At 62.8% G+C, this 15,223-nt stretch carries 13 protein-coding genes; 3 read left to right on the top strand and 10 right to left on the bottom strand.

The window, feature by feature from the left end; translation table 11 throughout:
- Position 1: 1 nt before the first annotated feature.
- A complete protein-coding gene (locus tag AWB69_RS16305; protein WP_062086468.1) occupies positions 2-733 on the bottom strand; it encodes a DUF4118 domain-containing protein in 732 nt (243 codons plus the stop codon).
- A 281-nt stretch (positions 734-1,014) separates the two neighbouring features.
- Between AWB69_RS16305 and AWB69_RS16300 the strand changes: the two genes are divergently transcribed.
- Entirely contained in the window at positions 1,015-1,329 is a 315-nt protein-coding gene (locus AWB69_RS16300) for a DUF4148 domain-containing protein (RefSeq protein WP_062086465.1), read from the top strand.
- Between the two features lie 117 nt (positions 1,330-1,446).
- Here AWB69_RS16300 and AWB69_RS16295 read toward each other — a convergent pair whose 3' ends face one another.
- The 3 genes from AWB69_RS16295 to AWB69_RS16285 are packed head-to-tail and all read right to left on the bottom strand — an operon-like array spanning position 1,447 to position 6,984.
- Positions 1,447-4,503 carry an efflux RND transporter permease subunit gene (locus AWB69_RS16295; protein WP_062086463.1) on the bottom strand — a complete coding sequence of 1,019 codons (3,057 nt, stop codon included), beginning with the start codon at positions 4,501-4,503 and terminating at the stop codon, positions 1,447-1,449.
- Positions 4,500-5,582 carry an efflux RND transporter periplasmic adaptor subunit gene (locus tag AWB69_RS16290; RefSeq protein ID WP_062086461.1) on the bottom strand — a complete coding sequence of 361 codons (1,083 nt, stop codon included), beginning with the start codon at positions 5,580-5,582 and terminating at the stop codon, positions 4,500-4,502. The genes AWB69_RS16295 and AWB69_RS16290 overlap by 4 nt, the downstream gene beginning before the upstream one ends.
- Complete coding sequence (locus AWB69_RS16285) at positions 5,572-6,984, bottom strand: TolC family protein (protein ID WP_082913434.1); 1,413 nt, start codon at positions 6,982-6,984, stop codon at positions 5,572-5,574. The genes AWB69_RS16290 and AWB69_RS16285 overlap by 11 nt, the downstream gene beginning before the upstream one ends.
- A gap of 147 nt (positions 6,985-7,131) precedes the next feature.
- Between AWB69_RS16285 and AWB69_RS16280 the strand changes: the two genes are divergently transcribed.
- Both AWB69_RS16280 and AWB69_RS16275 read left to right on the top strand, forming a co-directional pair.
- The gene (locus AWB69_RS16280; RefSeq protein ID WP_062086459.1) at positions 7,132-7,794 is read left to right on the top strand and encodes a response regulator; all 663 of its coding nucleotides are present in this window, start codon (positions 7,132-7,134) and stop codon (positions 7,792-7,794) included.
- On the top strand, positions 7,791-9,125 hold the full coding sequence (locus AWB69_RS16275) for an ATP-binding protein (protein ID WP_062086457.1): 1,335 nt from the start codon (positions 7,791-7,793) through the stop codon (positions 9,123-9,125). Before AWB69_RS16280 ends, AWB69_RS16275 begins: the two co-directional genes overlap by 4 nt.
- A gap of 12 nt (positions 9,126-9,137) precedes the next feature.
- On the opposite strand, the gene AWB69_RS16270 is transcribed toward AWB69_RS16275, so the two are convergent.
- The 6 genes from AWB69_RS16270 to AWB69_RS16245 are packed head-to-tail and all read right to left on the bottom strand — an operon-like array spanning position 9,138 to position 14,893.
- Positions 9,138-9,971 (bottom strand): phosphodiesterase, encoded by an 834-nt coding sequence (locus tag AWB69_RS16270; protein ID WP_062086455.1) that lies wholly within the window; start codon positions 9,969-9,971, stop codon positions 9,138-9,140.
- Positions 9,972-10,020: 49 nt separating this feature from the next.
- Positions 10,021-11,079, bottom strand: coding sequence for an ABC transporter ATP-binding protein (locus AWB69_RS16265; RefSeq protein ID WP_062086453.1), 1,059 nt, complete (start codon positions 11,077-11,079; stop codon positions 10,021-10,023).
- On the bottom strand, positions 11,076-11,984 hold the full coding sequence (locus AWB69_RS16260) for an ABC transporter permease (protein ID WP_062086451.1): 909 nt from the start codon (positions 11,982-11,984) through the stop codon (positions 11,076-11,078). Before AWB69_RS16260 ends, AWB69_RS16265 begins: the two co-directional genes overlap by 4 nt.
- Positions 11,981-12,805 carry an ABC transporter permease gene (locus tag AWB69_RS16255; RefSeq protein WP_062086449.1) on the bottom strand — a complete coding sequence of 275 codons (825 nt, stop codon included), beginning with the start codon at positions 12,803-12,805 and terminating at the stop codon, positions 11,981-11,983. Before AWB69_RS16255 ends, AWB69_RS16260 begins: the two co-directional genes overlap by 4 nt.
- A 10-nt stretch (positions 12,806-12,815) precedes the next feature.
- On the bottom strand, positions 12,816-13,841 hold the full coding sequence (locus AWB69_RS16250; RefSeq protein ID WP_062086447.1) for an ABC transporter substrate-binding protein: 1,026 nt from the start codon (positions 13,839-13,841) through the stop codon (positions 12,816-12,818).
- Positions 13,838-14,893 (bottom strand): substrate-binding domain-containing protein, encoded by a 1,056-nt coding sequence (locus AWB69_RS16245; RefSeq protein WP_062086587.1) that lies wholly within the window; start codon positions 14,891-14,893, stop codon positions 13,838-13,840. The genes AWB69_RS16250 and AWB69_RS16245 overlap by 4 nt, the downstream gene beginning before the upstream one ends.
- Positions 14,894-15,223: the final 330 nt, after the last annotated feature.

The following is a 15,223-nucleotide window of genomic DNA, read 5'->3' as shown; positions in this document are numbered from 1 at the left end:
GCTATTCAACCGTGCGCAGGATCAGGAACTCGCCGGCGTGCGTGGTAAAGCGCTCGCAGATGCATTCCACAAGTTTATGCATGCCGTCGCCGGAGCCGATCCGCACGCGGTGCCGCCCCGGTTGCAAACCACGCTGCAACCGTTCGATGTCGTCGGGATGGGCATTGGCGAAGAGCCGCCCGGGCGCCATTTCCTTGGCGCCTTGCGCCGCGTCGCGATCGACTGCCTGCAGCAGGATGATGGCGTCGTGGTAATGCGGCAAATGCCGCACCAGCCGATGCGTTTCATCCACAACCCGGCGCGACAGCGCACGTTCATTGTCGGCGCGCAGGAGCATTTCATAGCGCGACAGCGCCACCGCCGCGATCATTTCCGCACCGAATTGCGCGCGCCGCAGCCGTTCGATAAGGGTGATGGTGGACAGCGTGACGAGCGGGTACGAAATCGCCAGCACGACGTCATCGCGAGTAACTATCGTAATGTGTCCGTAAGGCGGTACGAACAGGAAATCGGCAATGCCCAGTCCAAGCAGCATGACCGTCAGCGAAGGAATGAGACCGAAGAAGTATTCGACCATGGCCGCCGCTATACAGAAAGCGACACCTGGCATGACCGGGCCGAGAAACGGATGCAAGGCGAGTCTGACCCCGCTTGCGACACAAAGCGCAAGCGCACTCATCAACCACACACGCTTGCCTCGCGGCGCCCAGCGGCGGGCGTTTTGAATATTCATTAATGCAGCTTTGTGTCAGCGAAGTAACCGGGACGGGGATGGATTATTACACACAGTTACAGCCAGTGTGACATGCACCTGCTTAAGCCATCCTTAAGGACCTGCCAGCGGCGGACGTGTCGCTAAAACCACCCGTTTCCAGGTAAGGAACTGTTAAGGAGCACTGTGTAATCTGGAAGCATGCATCGTGGTTGACGAGGTGCCGGTTACGGCACTTTTCGCGATGTAGCCATCCCATATCCGGATACGCCGGATGACCTCTCGTTCCAGGAGAACGCATCATGAAATCGCTTGTACTGTCGTTGCTCGCGGCCTCGGCCCTGACGCTTCCGCTCGCTTCGTTCGCACAGACCGCGAACGATCCGGTCACCCGTGCGCAAGTCCGCGCCGACCTGATCACCGCTGAACAACAAGGGACGGTTCCCCCGTCGAAAACGCACTACCCGGCAGGTCAGGAGACCGCTTCGAATACGACTCGTCACGCAGATCAACAGGACGGCGCAAACAACGCATACGGCCCCTCGACCTACGGATCGAGCCAGTCAAGCAGTGTCATTCCAATGGGCCCGCATAACTCCCTTTTCTCGCATCACTGATCACGGTGTTGTGCACGCGGGATGAAAGTCCCGCGGCTGAGGGCTGAGTGTTGTGAAGCTAGTTTGTGTAACTCGATGAGGGGCGCTGATCCGGCGCCCCTTTTTTATTCCTTTGCCTTATTCCTTTGTGCCCCGCGGTTTCATCAACAACTGCAGCAATACCGGCAACAACAGCAGCACCAGCGGCAACTGCACGATCAAACCGGAGATGATCGCCACCGCCAGAGGTTGCTGCATGGCCGATCCCTGGCCCAGCGCAAACGCCAGCGGCAGCAACGCAAGAATGGCCGCAATGGTCGTCATGGCAATCGGGCGCAAACGGTTCCGGCCCGCTTCTATCAACGCGCGGTCGAGCGGCATCTCCTCGTCGCGCATCAACCCCTGCAGCTCCGATACATAGAAGATCGCCACCTCGGTGACAATGCCGATGATCATCGTCATGCCCATCATCGCGGAGATGTTGAGTTCAATGCCGGTGACCCACAGGCCGACAAACACCGCGCCGGTCGCCAGCAAGGGCATGGCAAGCACGGCCAGCGCAATGCGAAAACGCTCGTAGAGAAACAGCAGCAGGCCAAATACCAGCGCGACAGCCGCGCCGAATACGGTCATCAAACCCTTGAAGGCAATCTGCTGCTGTTTAAACAAGCCGCCTAGTTCGTAATACACGCCCGTGGGCAGCAGATTGGCCGTAGCGAGCACTTTCTGCACGTCGGCAATCGTCGAGCCCAGATCGCGCCCATCAATACGCGCCGTCACCGCCACCATGCGCTTCAGGTTGTCCCGGCTCACCTCCGGCTGGCCCGTCACGGTCACACGCGAAGCCACGCGATCCAGCGCGAACAGATGGCCGTCCGGCGCGCGGATCTGCAACTGGCCGAGCTGCGTGTCGGTAAGTGCGAGCGCACCGGCCACCCGAACCCGAATGCCGACCGTCTTCGGCCCATTCTGGAACTGCGTGGCAATATTGCCTTGCACCATGTCGGAGACAGCCTGCGCGATGCTTTGCGGATCCATGCCTTCGGCCGCCGCCGCATCTGGCCGGATGTGCAGTTCAAGCGCGTCGCCGGCGGGATTGATGCCGTCGTTCACATCCACCACGCCCTGGACCTTGCCGATCGCCTCAGCCACCTTCCGCGCGGTCGAGTTGAGGATGGTCTGGTCGTCGGAGTAGATCTTGATCTGCACAGGTTGCGGCACGGAGGTCAGATCGCCGATCAGGTCTTCCATCAACTGTGCAAGTTCGATATTCACCCCGGGCACATCCGTTTCCACTTTCGAGCGAATCTCCTCCATCACGGTCTCGATCGGCTCGCGCTTGCCGGACTTCAGGCGTACGAAAAAGTCTCCCCGGTTCGGCTCGTTCAGATCGCCGCCCAAGCCTGCGCCGGTCCGCCGCGAGTAAGTGGCGACATTCGGATTGGCGCTGACAATCGCCTCGACCTGCTTCATCAGCCGGTCGGTTTCACTGATCGATGTACCCGGCTCGGTGTGATAGTCGAGCACAAAACCGCCTTCGTCCATGGTCGGCATGAACCCGCTGCCCACCCGGGTGAACGCGAACGCAGCGACAACAACCAGCGGTACGAGGCCGATCAGGACGAGCACCGGCCGTGCGCTGACGCGGCCGATCAACGTCGCGTAGTGCTTGTTCATCCACGTCGCGAGGCGAGTCTCCGTGTGTTCCTCCGCGTCCTTGGGCTTGAGCCATCGGTCGCAGAGGATGGGCACGGCAAGCCAGGTGACCATGAACGAAATGAGGAGCGCGCTTGCCATGGTGACGGACAGCGCCTTGAAGAACGCGCCCGTCACACCCGACAGAAAAGCGAGGGGCACGAAGATGATCAGCGTCGCCGCGGACGACCCGGCAAGCGGCCGGGTGAATTCGAGCGCGGCCGCCATCACGCGGCCATGGAACGCGTTCGCACCGCCCTCGCGCATGCGCCGCACGATATGCTCGATCATCACGATCGCATCGTCGATCACCAGGCCTACCGCCGCCGCCATGCCGCCGAGCGTCATGATGTTGAAGCCCATGCCGAACACATCGAGCAAGAGGATGGTCGCGGCCATCACGACCGGCACCAGCGCCACGGCAATCGCGGTGATCTTCCAGTTGCGCAGGAATGCGAACAGTGTCAGCGCAGCGAGCACGACGCCGATCATGATGGCGTCACGCACGCTCGTGGCGGCTGCGGTCACCAGTTCGCTCTGGTCGTACCAGTTGGCGAGGCGCACGCCCGGCGGCATCTGCGGCTGGAATGCGCTCAGCTTTGCGCGGATCGCCTTCGCCATGGCGACGCTGTTCGCGCCCGGCTGCTGGTAGATGTTGACGAGCACTGCGTCCTGCCCGTCGGCGGTCACGCGCAGCCATTGCGGCGTGACGCCCGCGCGCACCGTGGCAACATCGCCGAGCCGGATCTGGGTGGGCCCGTTCGCCGCCACCACCACGTTCCTCAGATCGTCGAGCTTCGTAATGGTCGCATCCGCTATGACCAGATAGAGCTTGTAGTGATCCTCGATCCGGCCGGTCGCCATGAGCACGTTGCTCGCGCTGATCGCCTTCGATACATCGGCGAGCGAGAGTTTGTAGGCCGCCAGCCGGGCGGGGTCCACGGCCACTTCGAACTCGTCGGTCGCGCCGCCGGTCACGTCCACGCGCGCCACCCCTTCCACCGACGACAACAGCGGCCGCATCTGGAACTGCGCCAGGTCGTGCAGCGCGGAAAGCGATTGCTGCTTCGACGTCAGGCTGTACGCGAGCACCGGGAACACCGTCGGGTCCATGCGGCGGACCTGCATCGACGTGCCTTGCGGCAACGTCCCGAGGATCTCGCTGATCGACGATTGCGACTGTAGCGTCGCCTGCGCCATGTCGGTGCCCCAGTTGAAGTTCACCGATATCTCGGCGGACCCGCGGCTCGTCCTTGATTCGACATCGAGCACGTCGGGCACGCGCCGAAGCGCCTCTTCCACCGGCATGGTGACGAGCGTCGCCATCTGCTCGGCGGGGCGGTCGCCGGCATCGAGCGAGACAACGGCACGCGGGAACGCCACGTTCGGGAACAGCGAGATCGGCAGCCGGAACGCGGTCAGTGCGCCCGCAACAGCGAGCAACCCGATCACGAACAGCAATGAGCGCCGGTGCGCCTGCATCCATTGGCCGAAGTTCATCGTGGCGCGCCTCCGGCGCCCCGCACCGTCATGCCATCCGTCAACTCATAGTTGCCGCTGACCACCACCGGCTGCGCCCCATTGAGCGGACCGTCGATGCCGTAGCGGTCGCGATCCTCTATCTGCGTCACCACGTTCACGCGGTGCGCCTTGTTGCCGGACATGACCTGGAACACGAAGTCGCCGTGGTCGTCCTTGAGTACGGCCGAGCGCGGGACGACCCAGTGCATGCCGCGGTTCGTATCGATATCCGCAGCCACGCGCGTACCGGGAATGAATGCGCTATTGCCTAGCGGCACGTTCGCGCCCACATCGACGAGCTGGCTTTGCGGGTCGATAGACGCACCCACCAGGACCACACGCCCGGTCATGGAGACCTTCGAGAGCGAAGTCGACAGGCCGCGCAGGCGGACCTCATCGCCGGCATGGATGTTGACGGCTTGCGAGGGTTCGACCGCCAGCATCACGTTGCCGCGCGCGGGTCGGCCGCTGTCCGCGCCGGCGAGTTGCATGATCGGCGCTCCCGCCTGCACCTGATCGCCTTGTCCCGCCGAAACCTGCAACACCACGCCGTCGACGGGCGACGCAACGACCTTGGCTCCGCTCGTGATCCCGCTCTGTGCCTGCGACGCCAGCGCCTCCCGCGCATCCTGCGCCGCCTTGCGCGCACCGGCCAGTTGCGACGCGGTGGCGAGGCCCTTGTCGAACAGCGACTGAGTGCGCGCGAGCTCGCCGTCGGCCAGTGTCGCGGCGCTTCTTGCCTGCGTAGCGGCAAGCGCGGCAGCGGGGTCGGCCTGTACGACAAACAGCGGATCGCCGCGCCTCACCGGCTGCCCCGTCTGCACGCGCAGTTGCGTAATCCGGGCCACGTAGGGCAGGTTGATCGACGTGAGATTAGCCGCCGATGCCGCGACGATTCCGTACGCGCGCACTGGTTGCGCTATCGGCGCGCGCTGGACCAGGGCGGTTGTGACGACGACCGCGGTGTCGTCGGCAAGAGCGTTGCTGGCTTCGGAGAAAACGCTGAAGCAAAGACAAAGGACGATGCAGGCGTGCATCGAAAGCCGGTTATTTTGCATGGGCTTCGGTCAGGGTCAGGTCGGAAGAAAAGGCGTCGGGGATCACGCTGCCCAGCAACGCCTGGAGGCCGACACGCTGTTCGGCCCGCGACTCGCGCAGTGTCGCGATATCCACACGTTTGGTCAGCGCGGCCGACATCGCATCCGTGTACGCGCCGAGCGTCAGGTTGTGCTCGGCAAAGGCCGCGGCGGCGTCGCGCGCCGCACGCTGCGTTCCGGGCAACGCCGCTTCGGTCTGCTCGAGCTGGCGCGAGAGGATCGCGTCGTCGGCACGCAGATGGGCCACGTCCGCGAATGCCTGGTTCAGGCGATTTTGATATTCATCACGCAGGCGCTGGCGCGTGCTTTGCTCGATCGCGATATTGCCGCGGTTGCGGTTGAAGATGGGCAAGCTCAGGTTGATCTGGAAACCGGACGTGTAGATATTCGACGTGTCGCGTTGACGGTCGAACCCCACGGTCAGCGACGGAAACTGGCTCATGACCGCCGCGCGATACTTTTGCTCCTGCGCCTCGTAGCCCGCTTGCAGGGCCAACAGATCAGGCCGCCGGCGCGGCAGCGCGGCGAGCGCGCTATCCACCGTGGTGTTGTCGAGCGATGTGTCTTCGGGCTCGCCAACAAGCTGCAATTGCACGTCGGGGGACAAGCCCAGCAGCTGGTTCAGGTCATGGTGCGTCTGCTCGGCCGCGCGTTCAGCATCGGTATAAAGCTTGCGCGCGTCGCTATACGAAGTCAGTGCGGCGGTCAGCGTGTCTTCGGTCAGGTTGCCCTCGCGCTGGGCCGCGGCCATGCGTTCATAACGTGTGCGCGACAGGTCCCGTTGTTGCGCAAGCAACGGCAGCGTGTCCTCTTGAAAGCGCGCCTTGATGAACAGTTGTTTTGCTTGCGCCACGACCTGCCACTCCTGCCAGAGCAGGCCGAGATCGGTCTTCGCGACGGTCGCGTCCGCCGACTGCTTGTTGGGGCCGCGCGTGAAGATCGCCAGCACGTCCATGGTCAAGCCATAATTGAACGCACGCGTGGCGCCCTCCATGCCCGGGTAATCGCTGGAAACGGCCAGTTGCGGATCAGGCAGCAATCCCGCCGAAAAGGCTTGTGCCCGTGCAATACCCACGTCGTCGCGAGCGAGCTTCAGGTCTGGATTGTTCGCCACGGCCAGCATGGCGACCTCTTCGATGTCGAGGCCGTCCGAGGGGTCGAAGCGATGCGCCGCAAGAGAAGGCAAGGGCATGGTCGCCGGGTCGATCTGCACGCGTGAGAGCGTAGTGAGCGTGGTCGATGTGTCCCGCGTCGCGAGCGGCTCGCGGTGATACGAGGTGCAGCCGGCCAGCAGCGCCGCGCACGTGCTGGCGCACACCAGCTGGCACAGGTACAAACTCGGGATGGCGGACAATGCAGGCAAGCCTGGCTCCTGGGAGAAGAAAGTGAACGGGCAAGATTCATCGAAGGAGCGGCCGATTCTAGGAAGCGCGTGCTTAAGGAACGCTTAAGCACGGGCCGCTGACAATTGATGCTCCATACTTGTTGATAGAACCTGGGAGACTTCACGATGCGGCTATTACTGGTGGAAGACGACGAGATGATTGCCGAGACCGTGCTCGACTCCATGCGCCGGCTGGGTTACGCAATCGACTGGGCGGCGGACGGACGCGCCGCCGATCTGTCGCTTGGCAATGGGGTGTACGACCTCGTATTGCTCGACCTCGGCTTGCCGAAACGCGATGGCATCCAGGTGTTGAACACGTACCGCAAGGCAGGCGGCGCGGCGTCAGTCATCATCCTGACCGCGCGCGATGCCGTGGACGACCGCGTTCGCGGACTGGATGCGGGCGCCGACGACTACCTCATGAAACCCTTCGATCTCGACGAACTCGCTGCACGCGTGCGCGCGGCGCTGCGACGTCGTAGCGGACAAAAGCAGCCCGTCTATACGCATGGCCAACTTGCCCTCGATCCCGCCTCACACGAGGCCAGCAAGGCCGGTGTGCCGCTGCCGCTGGTGCCACGCGAGTTCGCGTTGCTTCAGGTGCTGATCGAGGAGCCAACACGCGTTTTCAGGCGGGCGGAACTGGAGGAGAAGCTGTACGGCTGGGGTGAGGAAGTGAGCAGCAATACCATTGAAGTGCATGTCCACAGTCTCAGGCGCAAGATTGGCGCGGAGCAGATATTGACGATCCGGGGCGTGGGCTACCGGCTCAAGGGACTCGAATGACATCCATACGCCGTTGGCTGCTCGGCTGGCTGATCTTCGGATTGGCCGCGACGTCGCTGGCAGCGGGCTACGGCATCTTCGACACCGCACGCAGCGAAGCGAGCGAGTTATTCGACTACGAGTTGCGCACCGTCGCGCTTTCATTGCCGCCGAATATTGCTACCGCCGGCGCTGCCGAGCAGCCCAGCCACGACTTCAACGGCATAGCCGACGACCGTATTGCGATCGATATCTGGGACAAGCAGGGCAAGCTCGTTTACCACTCGATCGGGGAACCGGCATTGCCGCGTATCGCTGAAGGATTCCAGTCGATTGAACGCGACGAATATCGATGGCGCGTGTTCGGCCTGCAGCAGCCGGACCGGTACATCCAGGTGGCACAACCGTTCTCCGTTCGCGAGGATCTGGCGCTGCGGCTCGCCTGGCGCACGTTGTGGCCGCTGGCGCTGGTGGTGCCGGTGACCATTGTGCTGGTGTTGTTTGTCGTGGCGCGGGGACTCGCGCCGATCGGCGGGTTATCGCGTGCGGTATCGCGACGCTCGCTTGACTCGCTTGAGCCGTTACAGGCGGGCACGAAGGTGCCGGTGGAGATCCGTCCGCTGGTCGACGCGTTGAACGACTTGCTGCGGCGTTTGAACGACGCGTCGCAGGCGCAGCGAATCTTCGTTGCCGACGCCGCGCACGAGTTGCGCACGCCGCTGACCGCGTTGAAGCTGCAGCTTCAGGCGGCCCGGCGTGACGGGACGTTGCAAGGCGTTGGCCAGACGCTCGAGCGTCTTGAGGGACGGCTCAACCGGATCATTCACCTTGCACACCAGCTATTGGCCATGGCGCGCGAGGACGCGAACCGGGCGGGGTCGGTGGCGCCCATGAGTCTGCGCCGTCTCGCCGAACGCTCAGTGAGCGACCTGTCGTTGCTGGCCGAGGCCAAGGGTATCGACCTGGGGCTGGAGGAGCGCTCGCGCGACGCATCGGACGACTACGTCATCATGGGCGACGAAGATTCGCTGGGTATCCTGCTGAACAATCTGATCGATAACGCAATTCGCCATACGCCCGAGGGCGGCAAGGTCGATGTGATCCTCACGCGCGATATACAGGGCATGGGCGTTGAAGTGGTAGATACGGGCACGGGCATTGCGCCCGATGAACTGGACCGGGTGTTCGACCGGTTTTACCGCGGTGCCGGTGCCCAAGGGTCGGGCAGCGGGCTGGGACTCGCGATTGCATCGAGCATTGCGGGACGGCATGGGGCTACGCTCGATATCCGCAATCGCGAGGACGGGGGTGGGTTGATGGTGAGGGTGGGCGGGTTGGCGCCGGGTGCGTAACCCGCCAGGCTTTTAATCCACCAACTCCCCATCGTCATCGAAAAACGGATACGGCCCGTCGAACTGCTCGACGTATTCATGATGCGACACGAGCCCCACGCCCTCTGTCCAATAGTGCAGGGCGAACGCCCCCGGCTCGAGCACGAACGCCGACGGTGCATCCACATGCAGATCAAGCACGACCTGATGCGCGGTCGACGGCGCGATGGAAGCGATCGTTCCGGCGAAGCGCTTATGCACCGGCCGATGCACATGCCCGCACAAAACCCGCTCCACGTTCGGGTACCGCGAAATCAGGGCCTCGAGCTTCGACGAAGCTTGCGAGTCAAGCGCCATGTCGTCCATATGCCCGATACCGGTGGCAAACGGCGGATGATGCAACGCGACAATCACCGGGCGGCCATCCGCGGCCTCCAGCTGCCGCTCAAGCCACGCAAGACGCGCGTCGCATAACGTACCCGGGCTTTCCTGCGGCTTCTGCGAATCCAGCGCGATGACCCGCATATCCTGCAGGTCGAACGCGTATTGCACAAAGTCGCTACCTGTACCGCTTTCGTGCAGATAACCCGCATCGAAAACTTCGCGCAATGCCGCGCGATCGTCGTGATTCCCGACCATCAGATACACCGGCATCTCTAACGGTTTCAAGCACGCCGCCAAGTGACGATATTCATCGGCGGTACCGAAATCCACCAGATCTCCGGTCACGAGCACGGCATCCGGACGCGGACTCAGCGCGTTCAACCGTTCGACACAAGCACGCAGACAGGCTGCCGTATCGACTTTTTTATACGCGAGCACACCGGGCAGCTTGATATGCAAATCGGTGATTTGAGCGAGCAGCATGGCTTCTCCTTGGTTTGGCTTCAAGCGAACGGAACCCCGACCAGGGGGATCAGTGCAACGCGACCCAACCTTCGTCGCGCACCGATATCCCCACAGCCGTTCCCTCCGCCAGTTCGACACGGCCGGGCACATCGACAATCAATGCATCCGGCGCTGCGTCCCTGATTTTCAAGCGGGTGCGTTCACCCAGAAACAGCGCCGACTCCACCGCGCCGCGCAACTGCGCAGACTGCGGATCGACCAGCACGGCATCTTCCGGCCGGAAGAAAATTTCCGACCGGGCACCGTCCCGCGCACGCAGTTGCGCGACCAGTCCCGTCACGCTAATCGTACCGCCAAGCGTGACGAATGCGTCATCGCGGCACTCGCCCGCCACCCGGTTCAATGTGCCGATGAATTGCGCCACCGCGCGGCTGGCCGGCTGGTAATAGATCTCGCGCGGCGTACCGCACTGCTCAATGCGCCCGGCGCTCATCACCACAATGCGGTCGGCCAGGGCCATTGCTTCGGACTGGTCATGCGTGACATAGATGCTGGTCACGCGAAGCTCTCGCAGCAACGCGTTCATCTCGGCACGCAAGGTCTCGCGCAGGCGGGCATCGAGTGCGGTCAGGGGTTCATCGAGCAACAATACACGTGGCCTCGGCGCCAGCGCGCGAGCCAGCGCGACACGCTGCCGCTGACCGCCGGACAACTCCGTTATCGGCTTGTCGGCGTGTGCGGTCAACTCGGTCATCTCGAGCAATTCATCTACCCGCCGACGCGCCGCCGATGCCTCCACCTTCTGGATCCGCAAGCCATAACCCACGTTGCCGCGCACCGTGAGATTGGGAAATAGCGCGTAGTTCTGGAACACCATGCCGACCTGACGGCGTTCGATGGGCAATGCCGTGACATCGTCGGCGCCGAAGCTCACGCGGCCGCCGGCATCGGGTTTTTCCAGCCCCGCGATCAGGCGCAGCGTGGTGGTCTTGCCGCAGCCTGACGGTCCGAGCAGCACCAGCGTTTCGCCGGGTTCGATGCTGAGATCGACGGGTTCGAGCACACGCTGCCCGCGAAACGTTTTCGCGCAACGGCTGAGGGTGACGGGAACAGCTTCGAGTCTCATCGTGCAGTCTCTACAGGTTGGGTAAGGGTTTGCTGCCCCGGTGAACCGCTTTGCGACAACGCTCGCTTGCGTTTTGCCGCGGCGCGCTCGCTCTGCGCGCCAGCCGGATCGACACCCAGCCACTGCATCGCAATCAGCAATGGCAGCGTCATCAGCAGGAACAGGATGGTGTAGGCGCTGCCGACTTCAAGACGCATGGACGCGTAAGCATCGGCGAGTCCGACCGGCAGCGTCTTGGTGTCGGGCGTATGCAGCATCCAGGTCAGGTTGAATTCACCTATCGACAAAGTCAGCACCGCGAGCGCACCGGCAACAATGCCGGGACGCGCATTCGGCAGCACGATTGTCAGGAACCGCTGCGTAAACGACGCGCCCAGACTGGCCGCGCCTTCTTCCATGGTTCGCAGGTCGGTGCCCGCGCAGACCGCCGCGACCGAGCGCACCATGAACGGCAAGGTAAAGACCACATGCCCGGCGACGATGAACCACATGCTCGAGCGAAACGCGCTCCAGCCGCCGTACACCGACAACAAGGCCAACGCAGTAGCAAGACCCGGCAACGCGATAGGCAGCACCAGCAGTTCTTCTACAAACCGCGCCCAGCGCGTATTGCTGCGCGCCAGCGCATACGCCGCCGGCACACCAATAGCGAGCGTGATGGCAAGCGTTGCAAGCGCGATCTCGATCGATAACCAGACCGAATCCTGATACATCGCCCACACCTGCTCGAGCCATTTAAGCGTCAGCCCGCTGGACACGCCACGAAAATAGTTGACGGTCAATCCGGCCATCACCGACATCACCACGGGCACGACCATGAACGCAACCAGCGCAAGCGTCAGCAGCAATTGCCCCGCAACGAGCAGACGGCGCGGCTTCAGGAACTCAGGCATCGGCGTCCTCATGCGGTAGCGGCGACAGTCGCGCCGGTGAGGCTGCGAGCAACCGCCAGCACGGCCCAGGTAACGAGGCCGAGCACGATCGACAACGCCGCTGCCGTCGCAAGATTCGCGTTCAGCGTGAACTCGGTATAGATGGTCATCGGCAATACGTCGAGGTCGGTGGCGAGTGTGAACGCGGTGCCGAAAGCACCCATCGCGGTAGCAAAACACACCGCGCCCGCCGCGATCAACGCAGGCATCAGGGCAGGCATGACCACATCGATAAAGATGCGCCACGGCGACGCCCCCAGCGAACGCGCCGCTTCTTCCAGCGACGCATCCAGCTTCGTTGCAGCCGCCATGACGGTGACGATCACGCGCGGAATCGAAAAATACAGGTAGCCCAGGAACAAACCGCTGAGCGAATAAGCGAACACCCAGCGGTCCCCTGTAAACCGGGTGGAGAGGGCGCCAATCAATCCTTGGCGCCCGGCCAGCATGATCACCATGAACCCCACCACCACGCCGGGAAACGCGAGCGGAAACGTCAGCAGTGCGACCAGCAATCGCTTGGCCGGCAGCTCGCGGCGCGCGAGAAACAAACCCGCGATGGTCGACAAAACCAGTGTCGCCGCCGTCACCGCCAACGACAACACAATGGTCGCGAGCAAGCTATGCAGATAACGCGAGTTGGTCAGGACCTCGCGATACGCGGTGAACGCGTCCGGCACCGCGCTGGCCTGCAACAACGCGACCAGCGGCAGCAGCCAGAACGCGAAGAACACGGCAAGCGCGGGCGCCAGCAGGAAGATCCGCGCACGGGTGGAAAAGGTGGAGTCTTGCATTGCCGGAAGCTCAGTGCATGACGCGCAAATACTCTTCGCCGAACGCGCTCTGCTTGGCGGCCATCTTCGCAAAGTCGACGTCCTTGGCGCGCGCATACTCCGACGCCGGCAGGAACTTGGCGGCTATGTCAGGCGGCAACGTTCCGCCACGCACCGGTCGCAAATACGCGTTCGCCCACAGGCGCTGGCCTTCATCCGACAGCACGAAATCCAGCACCTTCTCGCCGTTCGCCTGATGCGGTGCGCCCTTCACAAGGCTCATCACATACGGCACCACGATCGTGCCTTCCTTCGGGATCACGAACTCCACGTTCGCGTGATCCTTGTATTTAGCGCGATAGGCGTCGAAGTCATAGTCGAGCAGGATCGGAATCTCGCCCGACATCACGCGCGCATACGCGGTCTGCTTCGGCACGATCGGCGCGTTGGCCTTCATCTTCGCGAACCAGTCGAGACCGGGCTTGAAGTTATCGAGCGTGCCGCCCAGCGCCTGGTTCACCGCCACTGCGCCCGCGTATCCCACGAATGCCGACGACGGATCAAGATAGCCGACCATGCCCTTGTATTCCGGCTTCAGCAAGTCCGCCCACGAACGCGGAACCGGCTTGCCGTCGAGCGCGTCCTTGTTCACGAAAAAGCCCAGCGTGCCGGAATGAATCGCGAACCAGTAGCCGTTGGGATCCTTCATGCCGGCAGGGATATCGTCCCAATGCGCAGGTTTGTACGGCTGCACGAGGTCCTTGTCTTTTGCCTGGAACGCCGATGAAACGCCGAGATACACCACGTCGGCAATCGGGCTCTTCTGCTCGGCCATCATCTGCGCAATGGCCTGGCCGGAATTCTTGTTGTCGAACGGCACGCGAATGCCGGTCTGCTTCTGGATGGCAGCAATCTGGCTCGCCCAGTCCGCCCATTCCGGCGGGCAGTTGTAGCAGATCGCGGTGCTGTCGGCGGTGTTGCCAGCATAGGCCGCGCCGGCCGCGCAAAAAGTGGCCGTTGCTGCAAGCAGCGTAGCCAGGACATGACGAATTTTCATGCAGGATTCTCCGATACGAGGGAGGCCGTTCTGGCCGCGGGATCGATCAATGGCGCGATGGTCGCACCGGTTCTTACGCTATGAGGCAACTTGAAGGGAACAGGGCCGTTGGTCGTGTCGCCGGGCAAACCCAGCCTGGCCGCGAGATGAAGCCATGCGTACCGGCCAATCTCGCGGTTCGGCGTAGCGACGCTGGACAGCGCTGTCGATAGCCATTCGCCAAGCGGAATGCCATCGAAACCAAGCACCGAGATATCGCCCGGCACGGACAATCCCGCGTGCCGCAAACCCCTCATCACGATGATCGCCAGCCGGTCATTGCTGCAGAAAAGCGCAGTGGGCCGGCGAGCGGGATCGGAGAGATGGGCGAGCAGCGAAGGCGGCAGATCGTCCGCGTTGAAATCGAGTTCGATCGGCGGGTGCGGCGTGAGGCCGGAGTCAAGCATCGCGTCTTCATAACCGCGATACCGCAAGCGCGCGCGGTCCGATTCCGCGAACGAACCAGCGAGCATCAGGATGCGCCGGTGCCCGCGCTGCAGCAACGCACACACGCCATCACGCGCTGCGCGCCGGTTATCCACCGATACCGCCGCGCGATACGCCGTGTCGTTATGCGCGAGCACATAAGGCAGACCAATGCGGTCAAGTTCGTCCAGCAAGGGGTTGGATTCGGCGTCGGCGACGGTCGCGATCAGGCCATCCACACGTTGCTCGCGCAGGGTCTCGATCGCGCGGCGCTCACGAGCGCTGTCATACGCGGTGGTCATCAGCATCAGGCGGTAGTCACTGGCGGATGCCGCTTCATCAATGCCTTGCAGCGACTCGGCGAAGACGGGATTGGCCAGTGTCGGCACGACCACGCCGACCAGCCGCGTGCGTACGCCGCGAAGCTGGCGGCCTCGTGCGCTAGGCATGAAGTCGAGTGCTTCAATCGATTCGCGCACCTTCGCGAGGGTCTCCGCATTCAGCAACTGCGGTGCGTTCAGTGCACGCGAAACCGTGGCGATCGAGACGCCTGAATGCGCGGCAACGTCCTTGATGGTGGAGTGCATGGGCTTTGGCAAAAGTGAACTGAAAACGTTTACAGCAGCAGCGATTATCGAAGCGCTCTGTGACGTCAGCATGAAAGGTTGCGACTCGTTAGCGGATAAGCCGTGCAACTCTTTCCGGCCGCCTAAAAAAGCCTTGCCATCAAACAGCCGTGCCGGCGCTCGCGCCGCCGGCCTTGAAAGGCCAGCCCGTACCGCGCTTCGACGTTCTACCTTACCGACTCTTTCTGTTTGTTATTTCCACGTAACCACAGCGAAAGCAGACCGTCTTTTAGGGTTCATACGTAAGTGTTCCAATGCGGTCGGATCGAAAAGAAAGGTCTCTTCATAGTC

The sequence above is a fragment of the Caballeronia udeis genome, assembly GCF_001544555.2.
GTDB lineage: Bacteria > Pseudomonadota > Gammaproteobacteria > Burkholderiales > Burkholderiaceae > Caballeronia > Caballeronia udeis.
Note: the sequence above shows the minus strand (reverse complement) of the source record. Positions and strands in the feature narration are given on the sequence as shown.